Annotated in this window: 13 protein-coding genes; 3 read left to right on the top strand and 10 right to left on the bottom strand. The window is 47.2% G+C overall.

What is annotated here, in order from left to right; genetic code table 11:
- Nucleotides 1-54: 54 nt before the first annotated feature.
- The 6 genes from B5G33_RS05520 to B5G33_RS05495 all read right to left on the bottom strand — a co-directional run bounded on the left by B5G33_RS05520 (nt 55) and on the right by B5G33_RS05495 (nt 7177).
- Nucleotides 55-1404 (bottom strand): MATE family efflux transporter, encoded by a 1350-nt coding sequence (locus B5G33_RS05520; RefSeq protein WP_087416972.1) that lies wholly within the window; start codon nt 1402-1404, stop codon nt 55-57.
- Nucleotides 1405-1528: 124 nt separating this feature from the next.
- Nucleotides 1529-4045 (bottom strand): ABC transporter permease, encoded by a 2517-nt coding sequence (locus B5G33_RS05515; RefSeq protein ID WP_158229581.1) that lies wholly within the window; start codon nt 4043-4045, stop codon nt 1529-1531.
- On the bottom strand, nt 4029-4721 hold the full coding sequence (locus B5G33_RS05510) for an ABC transporter ATP-binding protein (protein ID WP_087416970.1): 693 nt from the start codon (nt 4719-4721) through the stop codon (nt 4029-4031). Before B5G33_RS05510 ends, B5G33_RS05515 begins: the two co-directional genes overlap by 17 nt.
- A gap of 98 nt (nt 4722-4819) precedes the next feature.
- Complete coding sequence (locus tag B5G33_RS05505; protein WP_087416969.1) at nt 4820-5749, bottom strand: sensor histidine kinase; 930 nt, start codon at nt 5747-5749, stop codon at nt 4820-4822.
- Between the two features lies 1 nt (nt 5750).
- Nucleotides 5751-6431: a response regulator transcription factor gene (locus tag B5G33_RS05500; RefSeq protein WP_087417028.1), complete on the bottom strand. Its 681-nt coding sequence runs from the start codon at nt 6429-6431 to the stop codon at nt 5751-5753.
- Nucleotides 6432-6505: 74 nt separating this feature from the next.
- The gene (locus B5G33_RS05495) at nt 6506-7177 is read right to left on the bottom strand and encodes a YitT family protein (protein WP_242974515.1); all 672 of its coding nucleotides are present in this window, start codon (nt 7175-7177) and stop codon (nt 6506-6508) included.
- 134 nt (nt 7178-7311) lie between these two features.
- Between B5G33_RS05495 and B5G33_RS05490 the strand changes: the two genes are divergently transcribed.
- A complete protein-coding gene (locus tag B5G33_RS05490) occupies nt 7312-8139 on the top strand; it encodes a MerR family transcriptional regulator (protein ID WP_087416968.1) in 828 nt (275 codons plus the stop codon).
- Between the two features lie 338 nt (nt 8140-8477).
- On the opposite strand, the gene B5G33_RS05485 is transcribed toward B5G33_RS05490, so the two are convergent.
- A complete protein-coding gene (locus B5G33_RS05485; RefSeq protein WP_087416967.1) occupies nt 8478-9422 on the bottom strand; it encodes a M14 family zinc carboxypeptidase in 945 nt (314 codons plus the stop codon).
- A gap of 59 nt (nt 9423-9481) precedes the next feature.
- On the opposite strand from B5G33_RS05485, the gene B5G33_RS05480 reads away from it, so the two are divergent.
- Both B5G33_RS05480 and B5G33_RS22195 read left to right on the top strand, forming a co-directional pair.
- Nucleotides 9482-10315, top strand: a complete 834-nt coding sequence (locus tag B5G33_RS05480; RefSeq protein WP_087274962.1) for an HAD family hydrolase — start codon at nt 9482-9484, stop codon at nt 10313-10315.
- 155 nt (nt 10316-10470) lie between these two features.
- Nucleotides 10471-10602, top strand: a complete 132-nt coding sequence (locus B5G33_RS22195) for a hypothetical protein (protein WP_275532786.1) — start codon at nt 10471-10473, stop codon at nt 10600-10602.
- Nucleotides 10603-10679: 77 nt separating this feature from the next.
- Here the strand turns inward: B5G33_RS22195 and B5G33_RS05475 are convergent, their stop codons facing one another.
- From B5G33_RS05475 to B5G33_RS05465, 3 genes are read right to left on the bottom strand one after another with little or no spacing between them, the layout of a single operon-like run.
- Nucleotides 10680-12962 carry a glycoside hydrolase family 2 protein gene (locus tag B5G33_RS05475; RefSeq protein WP_087416966.1) on the bottom strand — a complete coding sequence of 761 codons (2283 nt, stop codon included), beginning with the start codon at nt 12960-12962 and terminating at the stop codon, nt 10680-10682.
- 20 nt (nt 12963-12982) lie between these two features.
- Nucleotides 12983-14692: a glycoside hydrolase family 3 protein gene (locus B5G33_RS05470; RefSeq protein ID WP_087416965.1), complete on the bottom strand. Its 1710-nt coding sequence runs from the start codon at nt 14690-14692 to the stop codon at nt 12983-12985.
- Between the two features lie 24 nt (nt 14693-14716).
- Nucleotides 14717-15559 carry an HAD hydrolase-like protein gene (locus B5G33_RS05465; RefSeq protein ID WP_087416964.1) on the bottom strand — a complete coding sequence of 281 codons (843 nt, stop codon included), beginning with the start codon at nt 15557-15559 and terminating at the stop codon, nt 14717-14719.
- Between the last annotated feature and the right edge of the window lie 118 nt (nt 15560-15677).

Here is a 15677-nt window from a genome sequence, read left to right as displayed (position 1 = left end):
CTGAATATAAGTATAACAGATATTTTTTTCTATGGCTATATCTCTTTTCTATTTTTAAAAGACGCTTCCCTTTTCTTCCCGTATCCACCGAAACAGAAGCACTGCCGCCAGGATGGCAGTGAGGCAATCTGAAACTGCCTGAGAAGCCAGGACGCCATTGTAGCCAAAAGTTTTTGAAGCCAGGAAGATCACAATAGCGAAGATCACACCCTGTCTGCTCACAGACAGGAGGAAGGCCCCCAGAGCTTTTCCCGCAGACTGAAAAGTACTTGTGGTCACCAGCACCACGGCGATAAAGATCATTCCCGCCTGCTGGAAGCGGAGCATTGGAACCCCAAGCTCAATAATCCCTGGATCCTGCATAAAGATCCTGATCAGTGCCGGAGCCGCCACGGACAGAAGCAGCGCCAGGACCGCCGCCGTCCCGCATTCAAATCCATAGCTGAATTTCAGGATATCCCTCAGCCGACTGCTGTTTTTCGCTCCGTAATTGTAGCCAATGAGAGGCTGGACGCCAAAAGCCAGTCCCACCAGTACCAGCACTGCGATGAGGTTTACCTTCATCACGATCCCCATAGCCGCCACAGCGTCATTTCCATAGGGGAGGAGAAAACGGTTTGTAAGGGCCATTCCCAGGCTCTGCATTAAATTTGTAACAGAAGCCGGAATCCCAATGGCAAAGATCTGTCCCAGTTCTCCCTTTTGGATATGAAATCCTCTGGGATCCACAGACAGCCGCCTGCTTTTCTTCAGAAGGAACCACAGAAAAAACAGGTCTGTGCAAATATTGCCGATCACTGTGGCGATGGCCGCACCTGCAGCCCCCATCCCCAGGGTAAAGATAAAGACCGGGTCCAGAATCATGTTCACCACAGCTCCCAGGATACTTCCCACCATGGAAGCAGTAGCAAATCCCTCTGTCCGCAGAAGGTTCAGGGGTGTATAGGACACAATGATAAAGGGAGCGCCCAGGGCAATGTAGGTATAGTACTGGGAGGCATAGGTCATGGTATCCCTGTCCGCCCCTAAAAGAGTAAGTACAGGCCCTCTAAATAGCAGAAGAAGCACAGTCACCAGGATTCCGCAGGCAATAGCGCCGTAAAAGCAAAACACACTGAGACGCTTCCCGTCTTTATCCAACTTCTGCCCGAAAAGCCGGGAGATCACCGAGCTTCCCCCCAGTCCGAAAATATCCCCCAGAGCGATCATCAATGTAAAAACAGGAGCGCTTAAAGAAACTCCCGCCACCAGATCTGTATTTCCGGTCTGAGCGATAAAAAAGGTATCCACCATATTATAGACCAGGGAAACCACCATGCTGAACACCACCGGCAGGGCAAAAGTGAAATAGGCCCTGGGAATAGGCGCCTTCTCAAATAAGTCGTTTTTACTGTCTTCTTTCATTTTCAAAGTTCCTCCTGTTTTTCCTTGCTGCAGCATACTTTGCCAAAACTTTTGCAAAATCTGCATTCTGTATAAAAGTATAGCAAAAGATCCAGGACATGCCAAGCACGGAAAACTACAGGACCTACTCTTCCCTGATCCGCTCCACAACAGTCTCCCGGCACATTTTCCGGTAATGATATCTGGGAACTCCCCAGGCTATGAGGGCCAGAATGGGAATGGCCAGAAGGCTGACCGCTATGGAAGGGTGATAAGTAAAGAAGAAACTCCTGCCTGCGGTCTTTGCGATCACTGCTCGCATAAGAGGTATCCCTGCCGTATCCGCCAGCCCAAGGGCTGCCAGGAAATAGATCCCTCCTTCGGTACACAGCATTCTCAGAACCTGCTTTCTGGTCATTCCTACCGCTTCCAGCAAAGACAGCTCCTTTTTCCTGCTGATCACAGACACCGCCGAAGTATTGAAAAAGTTCAGTACGCCGATCACAAACAGCACCCCGCACAAAAGACCCAGGATCAACATATATTTTCCGGCAAACTGGCTGCACTGCTGCTCCAGTTCCATGCGGGAGTCCATGAGAAGCTGAGGCTTATCAGTCAGATAGTCTTCCAGCCATTTTCCCAGTGCTTTCTCCTCTCCTTCCTCTGCCTCGATCCCCACAGTCATAGCCCCCGGATTTCCTCCCATCTGAAGATAAGTCTCTTCCGGAAGGTAAAAAGAAACATCATAATAAGTACCTGCTCCAAAAGGATACTCCAGATCATAAGGCACGGCCCCCACCCCCAGGACCTGGAACTCTCTCTTCTGTCCTTCGATCTCAAGGGCGATCCTGTCCCCCGGTTCTGAATATCCCCCAAAGCCATCGGTACTGGCGGAAACGATCACATAGTCTCCCTGTGTAAATTCCTGCCAGGTACAGGAGCTGTCCAGAAATTCCATTTTCTCAAAGGCCGCCTGGTTGATTCCCAGTACATGGGAAGGTATCTGTCTGCTTTCCAGGCGCTTTCTCTCTTCCTGGGCCCAAGTACTGTCGTAAATTTCTTCTTTTTCTGCAAGATCCATCATATTTTCCAGAATCTTATACTCTTTCTCGCTCAGGAGATGGAGTTCCTCTGTGTCATAGACACAGGCCAGGCTTTCTATGCCTTCCTGACTCCGGATATCCCCCAATATCTCGGGAGTCAGTGCATTCAGATCGGCATACTGAGCCATAGTTCCGGATCCTGTGATTTTAAAGTCCGAAGAAATATAAGTATCTATATAAATGTCAAAATCAAACCCTTTCTGTATTGTATAGATACAGTTCAGAAGGAAGATGGGAAGGGTCAGGGAGAACACCACCAGTACAGATTTCTTCCAGGTCCTTTTCATATTTTCCAGGGCCATGATCCCCGGAGTGACCTTATGGCCTTTTCTCTCCCGGTTCCGGGCAGACCCTTCCGTCATCCGCACCGCTTCCACAGGAGACACTTTCGCTACAATATGGCAGGGACGCATACAGGCAATATAGACCGTAGCCAGGGAGAAAAGAACGGCAGTCAGAAAGATCCAGGGACTGGTGCTGACCAGAACTTCCGGGGATTCTGCCCCCAGATCCGATTCCAGAAGATAAGGCACCATGGCCCTGCCGGCCAGCCACCCAAGGAGCAGGCCAATGGGAATCCCTATTCCGGACAGGAGCAGTGCCTGCCTTCGAACAATCCCCTTTAACTGCCTTCCCGTAGTCCCGATATTCTTCAGAAGCCCATAGGCCCGGATATCGTTTTTTACCGAGATCTGAAACACGTTATAAATGATCAGATAACCGGACAGAAAGACCAGAAAAACCACTGCCCCTACCGTGGCAAAAGGAAAACCGTCTTCTCCGAAAAGCCTGTCATAAGCCGGGGGAATATCCATCCTGGCGGGAGTATCGGACACATGATAAAGTTCCTCAATCTCTTCCTTATACTGGTTCAGCTTAAAGATATTGTCAAACCACAGGCTCAGATTATAGTCCCCCTCAAAATCTCCCATTGCAATGGACTCCTCTGTGGCGGTTTTCATATGGGCCAGACAGTAATCTCTGGAAATCCACACCATCTGGCCCCTTGGCAGGGGATCTCCTTCCCAGAAACCGCTGAGCCGGAAATCCTCTGTAATCTGTTTTCCCGAAGCACTATAGGTAAGAGTCACGGTACTGCCGATCTCATGAGGTACACCCAGCAGATCCAGAACAATAGTGCTGACAGCCGCCTCCTTCTCCCCCTGGGGGAGTGTTCCTTGGGTAGGAAGGCACTGATAACTCCTGGCCCCGTTTTCATCTGCATAACGGATTTCTGTGGAGATGGTCTGCAGCTCTTCATTTTCCGCCACCGACAGAAAAATCGTGTAGCCCATCTCTTTGATCTTGTCATACTGGCTGATCTGGCGAAACTGTTCTTCTGTAAGGTCCTGAACAGAAATCTGGCTGGAATCCATACTGGTCCGCATCTCCTGATTCATAGTGGAGCGGAGCGCAGAAACTGCCGCCGTAAAAGAAGCGGTAAACATTACTGCAGTCATAATCACTGCCAGGACCGCTATGATATTTCTCCCCCGGTTAATCTTCAGAAAACGCCTGGTCAGAAGCCAGATGGTCTTTCTGCTATTCACCAATACCATAGTCATCACTTCCCTTCACCAGTTTTCCGTCTTCAATGCGCAAGATCCGGTCCGCTGTCTGAGCGATCTCTTCATTATGAGTGATCATCACCATGGTCTGGTGAAACTGCTGGCAGGTGATCCGCAGCAGACTCAGCACATCCTGGCTGGTCCGGCTGTCCAGGTTCCCTGTGGGCTCGTCAGCCAGCAAAATGGCCGGCTTTGCCGACAGAGCCCTGGCAATGGCCACCCTCTGCTGCTGCCCTCCGGAAAGCTGGCTGGGAAGACTGTTTTTCTTCTTTTCCAGGCCCAGCATGCGGATCACATTTTCCAGATACTCCCTGTCCGGCTTTTTGCCGTCCAGCCCCAGGGGCAGGGTGATATTCTCCATAACGTTCAGCATAGGGACCAGATTATAGCTCTGGAATACAAAGCCAATATTCCTCCTCCGAAAGATAGTCAGCTCTTCCTCCTTCATGGAAGACAGGTCTTTTCCATCAATCAGTACCTTTCCGCCGGTAGGAATATCCAGCCCTCCCATCATATGGAGAAGGGTGGACTTTCCGCTGCCGCTGGTTCCCACCACTGCCAGAAATTCTCCTTTCTCCACAGAGAAGCTGACCCCGTCCAGGGCTTTCACCAGAGTCTCTCCCTTTCCGTATATTTTTCTCAGATCTTTTACTTCCAGTATTTTCATAATGCCTCCTTTTCCCCGGTATCCTGTTCAAACTCAAAGGCCCGGATTTCTTTAAGGACAGGATAGCAGAAAGAAATCTCCAGACCGTTTCTGAAATATCACAGTCTGGAGACATTTTCTCTTTTTTCACTGGGAAGAAATACGGAAAAGACACTTCCCTCCCCTTTCTTTGAAGAAACCTTGATATATCCTCCCTGGCTTCTGACAATTTCTCTTGCCAGATACAGGCCCAGTCCTACCCCTTCCTCTGAAAGGACGTCCCGGCTCCGGTAAAACCTTTGAAAGATCTCCGGCAGTTCTTCCTCTTCTATTCCGATCCCCGTATCCCGGACGTCGATCCTGGAAAACAGGCTGTAAGAAACCACTTCCAGGGTAACTTTTCCACCAGACGGCGTATATTTCACTGCGTTATCCACCAGATTCATCAGGGCTTCCCTGGTCCACTTCCGGTCAAACCAGGCATAGACTTTCTCTTTCCCTGGCTTTACCTCAAGGGATATCTGTTTCTCTCCGGCTTTCTGTTCCATAAGGCTTTTTACCTGGCAGGCCAGTTCACCCAGCTCCCCCTTTTGAGGGACTGTCTGTATGATCCCGTTTTCCAGCCTGGATATCTTCACCAGGGAATCCAGGAGAAACTGAAGCTTTTCTCCCTGCTGGCGGATCACCGTCCCGTATTCTCTCATCTGAGGATCTGTACAGTCCTCTTCCAGAAGCTGGCTGTATACCAGGATATTGGAAATAGGTATAGCCGTCTGATGAGATATATCCGATATCATAGTCTGTACTCGCTCTTTGCGCTGATTCATGTTTTCTTCTGCCAGTCTGCTGTCCTCCAGAAAACGGGCCATGGAATTTTCCACAGAGGATACCATAGTCTCGTCGATCTCTTCCTGGCGGAAGCTTCCGCTCCTGGCCTTTTCCAGCATAGACTCCAGCCGTTCCAGAAGCCGCCGCTCTTTCTGTCTTCCATAAAGGCAGACCCCTGCTGCCAAAACAAGCATTCCTGTTCCAAATATTATCATTTCCATATCACTGTGCCGCCCAGGTATATCCGATCCCGTATACCGTTTTGATGTATCTGGGATTTTTACTGTCTTCCTCGATCTTGTCCCTCAGCCGCTTGATAGCCACTGTCAGGGCATGTTCATCTACAAATTCTGTATCTCCGCTCCATACTTCATCAATAAGATAGGTCCTCTTTAAAGTAGCGCCTTTGTTCTCCAGCAATTTTCTCAGAAGCCGCTGTTCTGTCTTGCTGAACTCTACTTCCCTGCCTCTTACCTGAAAGACCAGCCGCTGAAAATCAAAGGAAAAAGGGCCTTCCTGATACAGGGTCTGCCCGGACATATCCTGCTGTCTTAACTGTACTCCTGCCCTGGCTCTTAAAACCATCAGGCTGAAAGGCTTGGTAATATAGTCATTGGCCCCCAGCTCCAGCCCCATAACAATATCCGTTTCCATGTTATTGGCGGTAATGATGATCACCGGCACGGCGCTCTTTGCCCGGATCTCCTGAAGAAAATCCAGTCCGTTTCCGTCCGGAAGGTTCAGATCCAGAAGAATCAGCCGGACTTTTTCTTTCTTCAGCAGTTCCCGGGCCTCTTCTATGGTCTGGCACTGGAGAAAAGTACAGTCTTCCCTTCTAAGAGCCAGCCGGATCCCGTCATTTAATTTTCTGTCATCTTCTAAAATCAGAATCTTGTTCATAATCTCCTTTTCCTCCAACTACTATTATGGGAGTTCTCATGGAAAAGGCAAGATATTTTTAAGGATAAATTTCTGTTCTACTCTCCCTGAGCCTGGACCTTGGATGTTTCGGATACCTTGTTCTTCCCGAAGTTCTGTACCAGATCGATAAGGAAAGAAGAGATCGTAACTGTAATCAGTGAAAAAGCAATCCGTAAAACCGGAATATAAGTCAGGGAAAGTCCCAGGACTACCAGGTCTGTAAAAAGATAGGACCGGGACAGCCGCCAGCGGGTCACTCTGGATATGGTCAGGGCCAGGGCGTCGTCACCGCCGCTGGAGCCTCCCTGACGGACAATGATCCCTACGCCGATCCCCACGAAAAGTCCTCCTGCCACAGCCGCCGCCAGGGGATATTCGGACAGATCCGGCAGCATAGGAGGAAACAACTCCCAGAATTTATAGAACAGGGATACACTTAACGTAGAGATCATGGAAATCTTGATAAACTGTCCTCCCAGATATTTAAAAGCCAGCAGATAACAGGAAATATCCAGAACCGAAGTGATAGCCGAAGGGGAGATCCCCAGCCACCGTTCTACCAGGAGCATCATACCGATAACCCCGCCTTCTGTGATCCCCGTGCGCTGGTGGATATTGTGTATGCCAAAGGTACAGATTCCTGCCCCAAGTATGATCAAAAGGATTTTTTTCCAGGTGAGTCCCTCTGTGAGCTTATTTCTTATAGTCAACAACCAGTTTGTCTTCACAAAAACGCCTCCTTGTGTTTTCTCTTCTGGAACTTTATAATAAAGGATATAGTAACTATAATGTCAAGAGATCCTGGATAAATTTTGCACAGTCAGTGTTTCCATCCTGGATTATTTTGTTCAAAGGAGGCAGCATGGAGAATTTATTTTCCATCGGCGAAGTAGCCAGATATCAGAAAATTTCAAAGCAGACCCTGATCTTCTATGACAAGATCGGCCTGTTCTGTCCCGATTATGTGGATCCCAACAACGGCTACCGGTACTACAGCGCCAAACAGCTTGACTACCTGGATACCATTCTCATTATGAAGAAAATCGGTTTTTCTCTCAGCGAAATCAAAGAGCATATGCAGCACTACACCATTGACAGCAGTCTGGCTGCCATGAAAAACCAGCTCTCTGTCATTGACAGCCGGATCCAGGAACTGTTCATGATCCGGAGCCGTCTGGTGAACCGCTGCCAGCAGATGGAAGAAACCAGGGGGCTCCGGGGAAAAGAAAGCTCTGTGTTTCTGGAAGATATCAGCTCCCAATACATCCTGGTCCAGTCTGTAGAAGAGCCTTACACTCTCCGGGAGATCAGCATTGCCACCAAACAGTGCTTTTCCGATTCTTTTCAGAAACAGCTTCCTGTATTTTTTCAATGCGGGGTAGTCGTCCCTTTGGAGCGTATCCTGGAAGGTCGTTATACAGAGGCTTCCCACGCTTTTCTTCCCATAGAGAAAACCGACAAAGCCGAAAATATCCGTAAGCTTCCCGCGGGGAAATGCGCAGGGATCTATCATGTGGGAGATTATCTGTCTATTGGACGCTCCTATGAAAAGATCCTGGAGTACTGCCGGAGCCATAACCTGAAGATCTGCTCAGATTCCTACGAATTCTGTATTAATGACTATATTACCTCTTATGACGAAAGTGAGTATATTACCAAGATCTTATTTTATGTAACTTCTGATAATTAGAAAAGGAACTCTGCCATTACCCAAAATCGCTATTTTTATCAAGGCGTTTTCCTACAGAATCGCTATTTTTAAATTCCGTTTTTCCTGCAAAATCGCTATTTTTATAACAGTCCACAAAATTTTTCTGAAATATGTATAGATTTTTCTCTCCCGGCAATACTAGAAATAGTCCACGGAGGGATGGCACAAAGAGGTGACGCTTTCCGCAGACGACCAAAGAAAAAGTAGAAATACTTTATCCTCCCCTTTTAACAAGGCTGTCACGGTAAGGGAGTACGGCAGTAAGATACCTTTACCGCAGCAGCCTTCGTACATAGCAGAAACCATTAAAACTCTTTTTACAGGGACAGCAGAGTCTCCTCCCAGACGCCCCGGTTCCTTCTGAGGATCTCCCGGAAGGCGGAAGGGGGCAGGGGAGACTCTGCTTTTCCTATTTCAATGGTGAGGCTGGGGATCTTCCTTTCTTTTACGGCCCAGTCCTTGTAGCCTGCCGGGTCCAGGTAATCCCAGCCTTCCGGCAGGCCGTATCCTGTGATCCGCTGTATCCGCTCTCCAAAGTTGCGGCATATTCTCCGGAATTCTCCTTTTTGTCCGAAATCCCAGTAAATGACTTCTCCAGAGGAATGATAGCTGACTGTCCTTTGAAACTTTTCCTGCCTGGTAAGCTCTGCCAGTGCTTTAGACTCTTCCTGATCCTCCGGGGCCTGACCTTTGTATCCTTCCCTGGAGGGCTGTCCCTTCAGATCATGGTATTCTTCCCAGAAAGCCTGAAAATTCCGGTTCAGATCCACGCCCCGGGCATTGGCCTTCCACTTTCTGTAATAGGGGCCGCAGGGCATTCTCCCCCCTTCTCTCTCCCCGATCTTCCATACCTGTTTCTGAAGTTCGGGATCTCTAATCCCTCTGGGGCCCTGCTGGCTGATGGTAACCCCGTCGGGGTTGGCCATGGGCACCACATAGACAGCCTTCCCCCTTAGCAGTTCTTTATAGGAATGGCCCTTATAAGTTTCTTCCCGGTACAGTTTTGTGAGAAATTCGGCAGTCTGTTCCATAAGAAGCTGGCTGGTCATGTATTCTCTTCCGTGAATAGCGCCGAATAAGAAAATCTTTTCCCCGGCGTCCGCCCGTCCCAGTATAAAGCAGTAAATTTCCCTTTTATCTGCCGTTTTTCCCAGAGTTTTCAACTTCATAGTTTCCGGAAAAGCCCTGGCGAATATTTCCAGGTCTTTTTCCATTTCCTGATAAGTATATCCCCAAAATCTGCGGCCAAGTTGTTTATACATTGACGGATACCTCAAAAATTATTATAATAATAGATATTCTAGACAAGGGAGATTAAGAAGTGAAGAACCTGAAACGACTTCTTGCACTCATAGGAGTTATCCTTCTGGCAGGCATGTATGTCCTTACATTGATCTTTGCCCTGACGGATAATTCTGCTGCAGGCAATATGCTGATGGCTTCTCTCTTCGGAACGGTGATCATACCAGTGTTGATCTACGCTATACTTCTGGTATACAAGTGGACCCGTCCGGAAGATGAAGTGATTCCAAAGATCCTGGCGGAAACTTCCGAAATCGATACGCTGATCTTTGACATTGGCAAAGTTCTTGTCCGCTATGACTGGAAGAAATTACTGCGGGATCTGAAATATGATGAAGAAACAGCCCAGGCTGTGGCAAAAGCTGTATTTCTCAGTAACACCTGGACAGAGGGTGACCGGGGAATCCTTTCAGAAGAAGAGCTTTTGCAGGCTTTCATAAATAATGATCCTGCTCATGAAAAACAGATCCGAGAGACATTTGAACGGATGGGAGAGACCATTCGTGTTTATTCTTACACAAAGAGCTGGCTGACATATTTTAAAAAGCGGGGATATAAGCTTTATATCCTGTCTAACTTCTCAAAGCCCCTCTTTGACCGGTGTCAGAAAGAAATGAAGTTCCTGGATTTTATGGATGGAGGCTATATGTCCTGGCAGATCCACTGCTTAAAGCCTGATCCAAAGATCTATCAGAAGCTGATAAAAGATTTTGATATTGAGCCTTCTAAGGCAGTCTTTATCGATGACCTTCTGGACAATGTGGCAGAGGCCAGAGCCCAGGGGCTCCACGCCGTACACTTCACCGGCAGAAAAAGCGCTATGCGCCAGTTAGCAGATTTCGGTGTCAAATAAGAGAGAAGAGACGCTCCCACAGAAATCCGGCATATAGAAAGCCCGGAATTTCTGTGAGACTGTCTCTTCTTTTTTTCTGTTTTCCATGATATGATATAGATACATGGGAACGTGAAATCTGGAAAATCCTGGATTATCAGGGAGAGGATATCAAGGTGGACATTCCTGAAGATGGCAACTACTGTTATATGGTCGCTGATGAAAATAAGGCCCTTTGGGATATTACAGAGCTGGTAGATATGGAAGTTATCGTAGATGCGGAAAACTGGATTATTCCTTTAGAGTAAATCATTTCTTTAAAGGAAAAAAGTCCCCCTGCCTTTCAGAAAAAACCTGAAGGCAGAGGGGCTTTTTTCTCTGTTAACTATTTCTTTACCTTCTGAAGTTCTGCATTTGCAAGTCTGAGAAGCCGTTCTCTCTTTTCTTTGTCACTGGCATACATCTCCGCCAGATCCTCTACCGGTACGCCCGACAGGATTCCCAGCATGGATCGTTTTGTCTTCATCGTTCCGTAGGTATTAATGGCGCTTACCAGGATTTCTGCGGCTTCTTCATTTGTCAGGATCTCACTGACAAAATCACGGACACTGTAGTAACCCTCGTTAAAGGTCATTTCCGGAAGTTCTCCGTTTTCGTCCACTCCTTCAAACCAGTTCTTCACTCCAGCGCCCTCATCTTCTTCATCTACCGGTCTTACGTATCCGGCATATGGCTGAGATACTTTAGTGAAGGTAACCGTATCTGCAGGGCAGCCCTCTGCTTTGGCAGTGATCACATTGATATCCTGATCCAGAGCAATGTTCTCGAACAGGAAAATCTTATTTCCTTCCTGTGTGCCTGCGTTCTTGCCGTTCACATACAGGGTTACCTGTTTCTGGTTGGAATATACTTTAACAGTCATATGATCATAAGGACGAAGGGCATATCTTCTTCCGGTAATATGAACGAAGGGTTCTTCAGACCAGTATGCCTTATAAATGTAGTAGGCGTCTTTTTTCACCTTTCTGTCCAGAGTTACCAGTCCCTTATTGTTTCTTCCTTTTACGCCGCCTTCATCTCTGGCATCGCAGCCGAAGTCAAACATGTTCCAGATGTGGGTAGCCCAAAGATATGGTCTCTCATCGATGATTTTTGCCATATGTTCATGGTACTCGGCCTGATATTCCTCTGTATAGTCCTTGCATTTTGGATCGTCTGTATGCCAGCTGATAATGCCCTCGCAGCCATATTCGGAAATACCCAGAGGTCTGTCCGGATACATCTGATGGAATTCATCCAGCCATTTTTCATTCTGGGTATAGTCCCCGCCGTACCAGCCAAAATAATGGTTATAGCTGAGCACATCTGTGATCTGGTTGTGTCTGGACTCTTTCGAAAGGGCAGATACCTGTGCCATAGTAGTCAGTCTGGTGGAATCCAGCTCTTTCACCAGTTTGTTCAGATCTTCCAGATTTTCCTGAAGTCCCGGACGGTCTCCGCCGATGGTAATCTCATTAGAGATTCCCCAGAAGCAGATACAGGGATGATTATAGTTCTGATAGATCAGTTCCTTCATCTGCTGGCGGCAGTTGTCATGACCTTTAGGATCTTTGCTCATAACCGAGATAAAAGGAATCTCCGCCCATACTACCAGACCCAGTGCGTCGCAGGCATCATAGAATGCCTGGTTATGCTGATAGTGGGCCAGCCGGACCGTGTTGGCTCCCAGCTCTGCGATCATATAAGCGTCTTCTAAATGATCTTCTTCGGTCAGCGCATTTCCCTGTCCCAGACGGTCCTGATGTCTGGATACACCTCTGAGAGGTGTTGGAATACCGTTTAGGAAGAATCCTTTTTCCGGATTCACATAAAACTCTCTTACACCAAGGCTTGCCTCTACCTGATCAAGGACTTCATTGTGGCGTACAATTCTGGCCGTCACAGTATACAGATAGGGATCCTTTACTCCCTGCCATAGATGAGCTTTTTCTATGCAGGCAGTAGCTTTTGTCTCCCAGGCAGCGGGAGCGAAAGCTTCTGCAACCACAGACTCATCTTCATCCATGATCTCAAACTGCACCATATCGCTTTCCTGAGCTTCTGTTACCCAGGCAGAAAGATTTACCAGAGCGTCTTCACTCTGAAGTTTGGTATCAAAAGCCACTCCCGCAGATCCGAAATAATCCAGACAGAAATGGGTCTGAGGCACACAGATCATGGTCACATTCCGGTAAATGCCTCCATAAAAGGTAAAGTCCGCCATCTGGGGATATACGTCTGTCCGGTTCTTATTGTCCGCCACTACAGCCAGATAAGCTTTTCCTTCTTTCAGAGCCTCTGTTGCGTCTACACGAAAGGCAGAATACCCGCCTTTGTGTTCGCAGACTTTTTCGTTGTTGAGATAAACCTCTGCGACAGAATTTACTCCTTCAAATTCCAGATAGATTTTATAATCTGCAGGTACGTCAGGTCTTTCAATGGTCTTTAAATAGATGCCTTTTCCTTTGTAGTAGTCGCCCCCGCCGTCCTGGCCGTCCCAGTTATTCCAGGTATGAGGCAGGTCTACCCACTCCCAGTCCTGGTCGTTTCCATGACAGGGCATTTTATCCGGCACCTGATCAGTCTTGGCAAATTTCCAGTCCTCATTTAATGATTCATAAAATCTCATAATCTTGATCTAACTCCTTTTCAGAATCTGGTTTCCCATCTTCCGCAGAATACATTCTCGTTATATCTTCCCTTGAATTCGCTCTTGCCCATCATCTTTTCCAGAGTGGCTGCAAAGCTTTCATGGTGATCCATGTAAGAGTTAATGTAGCATCTTGCCATAGGAACATCGATAAGATTGTTAGTATAGCTTAAGGATACCACAAAGGTCGGCAGTTCAGACATATACCATGGCTGCTTTGTAGGCTCGTCCCATTTTACTCTCATAGTATTGAACTGTGCAAATCCCTGTACGTTAAGGATCAGCAGCACACAATCATATTTCTTCTTGAAGTCTTCCATTTTGCCTTTAGCGGAAGGAACTTCTGCGTCAACCTCGAATCCTGCTTCCTCTAACTGGCTCACAATATCTTTGATAATATTTTCATCATTGGATTTAAACTTGGTTCCGGCAATTACCACTGCCTCAGAGCCGATGTACATCAGTTTGATCCTCTTATATCTTTCCGGGGTCATAGGCAGATAGTTCAGACGGTCTTTTACCAGAGTTACATATTTGTCTGCGAACTCTCTGGATGCTTTGTGATGCTCTTCGCAGCCTACTACGGCCAGATTTTCCTTAGGAGCTACCAGCTTTCCTTCTTTCTGAAGGATATGGAGGTTCAGAGCTGCCTTTACGCCCAGGATCCTGTGAAGGGCATCATTCAGACGTTCCTCTGTGATAGTTCCGTTTCTATAGCCTTCCATCATATAGCCAAAGTCTTCTTCTCTGTCATTAAAGAACAGATACATATCGCAGCCTGCAGCAATCGCCTGGGGAACCTGCTCTTTTCTCGGAATGGTAGCGCCGAACATACCGATCATATGGGAAGCGTCAGTAACTACCAGACCATTAAATCCTAACTGGCCTTTCAGCAGATCTGTAATCAGTTCCGGAGCCAGTGTTGCAGGGCGGATATCCTCATCTTTGATTCCTGGACGCAGTTTCTTGGAATAAGCAGGAAGGGCAATGTGGCCGGCCATAATAGTCATAACTCCTGCATCGATCAGTTCTTTATATACTTTTCCAAATGTAGCATCCCACTTATCACAGTCGTATTCATTGACGCCCATGATCAGATGCTGGTCATTTTCCTCTGTACCGTCTCCCGGGAAGTGTTTCATACAGGTGGCGATATTCTGTGTTTTCATTCCTTTGAAGAAGGCTTTTGCATAGCGGATAACATCCTCAGGATTGTCGTTAAAAGCTCTTAACTGGACAATGGTATTTCTCCAGTTGTAAGTCAGGTCTACGATAGGGGCGAAATTCCAGTTACAGCCTACCGCTGCAGCTTCTCTGGCAGAGATCGTGGCCATTTCCGTTACCGCCTCTTCTGAATCAATGGCTGCCATAGCTGCACCGTTGGCAATAGGTGTTCCCCCGCCGGTTCCGCCGTTTCCGCCGGCCTCACAGTTGGAAGCGATCAGCAGAGGGATCTTGGTAGTCTTCTGAAGGCAGTCTGCCATAGCCCAGATTTCTTCCTTTGGAGCATTATGATAACGGATAGCGCCGGGATGATAGGTATCCAGTACTTTCTTGATATTCTCCGGTTTTCTCTCCTCAGCGTTCCCTACCATGTTGACAAACAGCTGACCGATTTTCTCTTCGATGGTCATACCTGCAATGGTATCTTCCACCCACTGGATCTGCTCGTCGTTAAGGTAATAAGGTTTCTCTCTTAAATTCACCATTTTGCTTTCCTCCTGATATTCCTGTTATTTCGTAAGATTCTTTACAAATTTTTCTTTTAATGCATCCTGATATTCTCCTGCAAAAGTTCCTGCCTGGAGCCTGTCTTTTGCCTCTCCGATATTGGCCCAGCTTTCTTTTTCCTTTTTTACCAAAATAGGATAGAAAAATACTCCGTTTTTATCTGCTGCATCCATATCTCCCGGCGCATCTCCGGTCATCATTACTTTATTTTTATCATATCCGTATGTGAGAAGCTTCTCGATACAGCTCTTCTTTGAGCCTGCATTCTGAGCCAGAACCACATCCACATGATCGATCAATCCGAATCTGGTCCATTCTTCCTTAACCGCCTCATAATTTGCAGAAGATACAATGGCAATATCGCAACTCTCATGGAGCATTTCTATACCTTCCTTCACACCTTCAAAAGGCTTTACCTCTTCCTTTGGCAGCTCTTTAATGGAGGCATTTACCGCCTGAGACCAGGCCAGGGCTTTTTTCAGACAGATATTTCCGGTCTCTTCTACTGCTTTCTCCAAAGCCGGATTGGACAATTCATCGGATTCTTCCACCCATTTCACCAATGTTTCCAGTCCTTCTACCGACTGGTATTTTTCCTGTACTTCCGTGAGAGCCTTCACCAGTCCTTTAAAACGGTTGATCCCTCTTGTCATGGAATAGAGATTTACCTCATTCCAGCTTTCCAGAAGCTCCTTCTCATAAGCCTCCAGCCCCCACTCTTTTACCATGCAGGGACCAAAACACCTGAAGTGTTTAATATCCATACTGTCAATGGCACAGCCGTCTGAATCGATGCAGATCAGATAATCTCTTTTTTTCTCAAACCCGGAAAATGGGTCGCTCATAGTATCACGCTCCTTCCTGAAATTTGTGCAGAGCTACAGAGAACTATTTCTCTCTCCTCTGCCCCATACTTAAAATTTACCATTTTTTCAAAGAAAAACCAGAGTTAATTTATACTAT

Source organism: Blautia sp. An81 (assembly GCF_002161285.1).
GTDB classification, from domain to species: domain Bacteria; phylum Bacillota; class Clostridia; order Lachnospirales; family Lachnospiraceae; genus Blautia; species Blautia ornithocaccae.
This window is presented reverse-complemented; position numbering and strand designations above follow the sequence as displayed.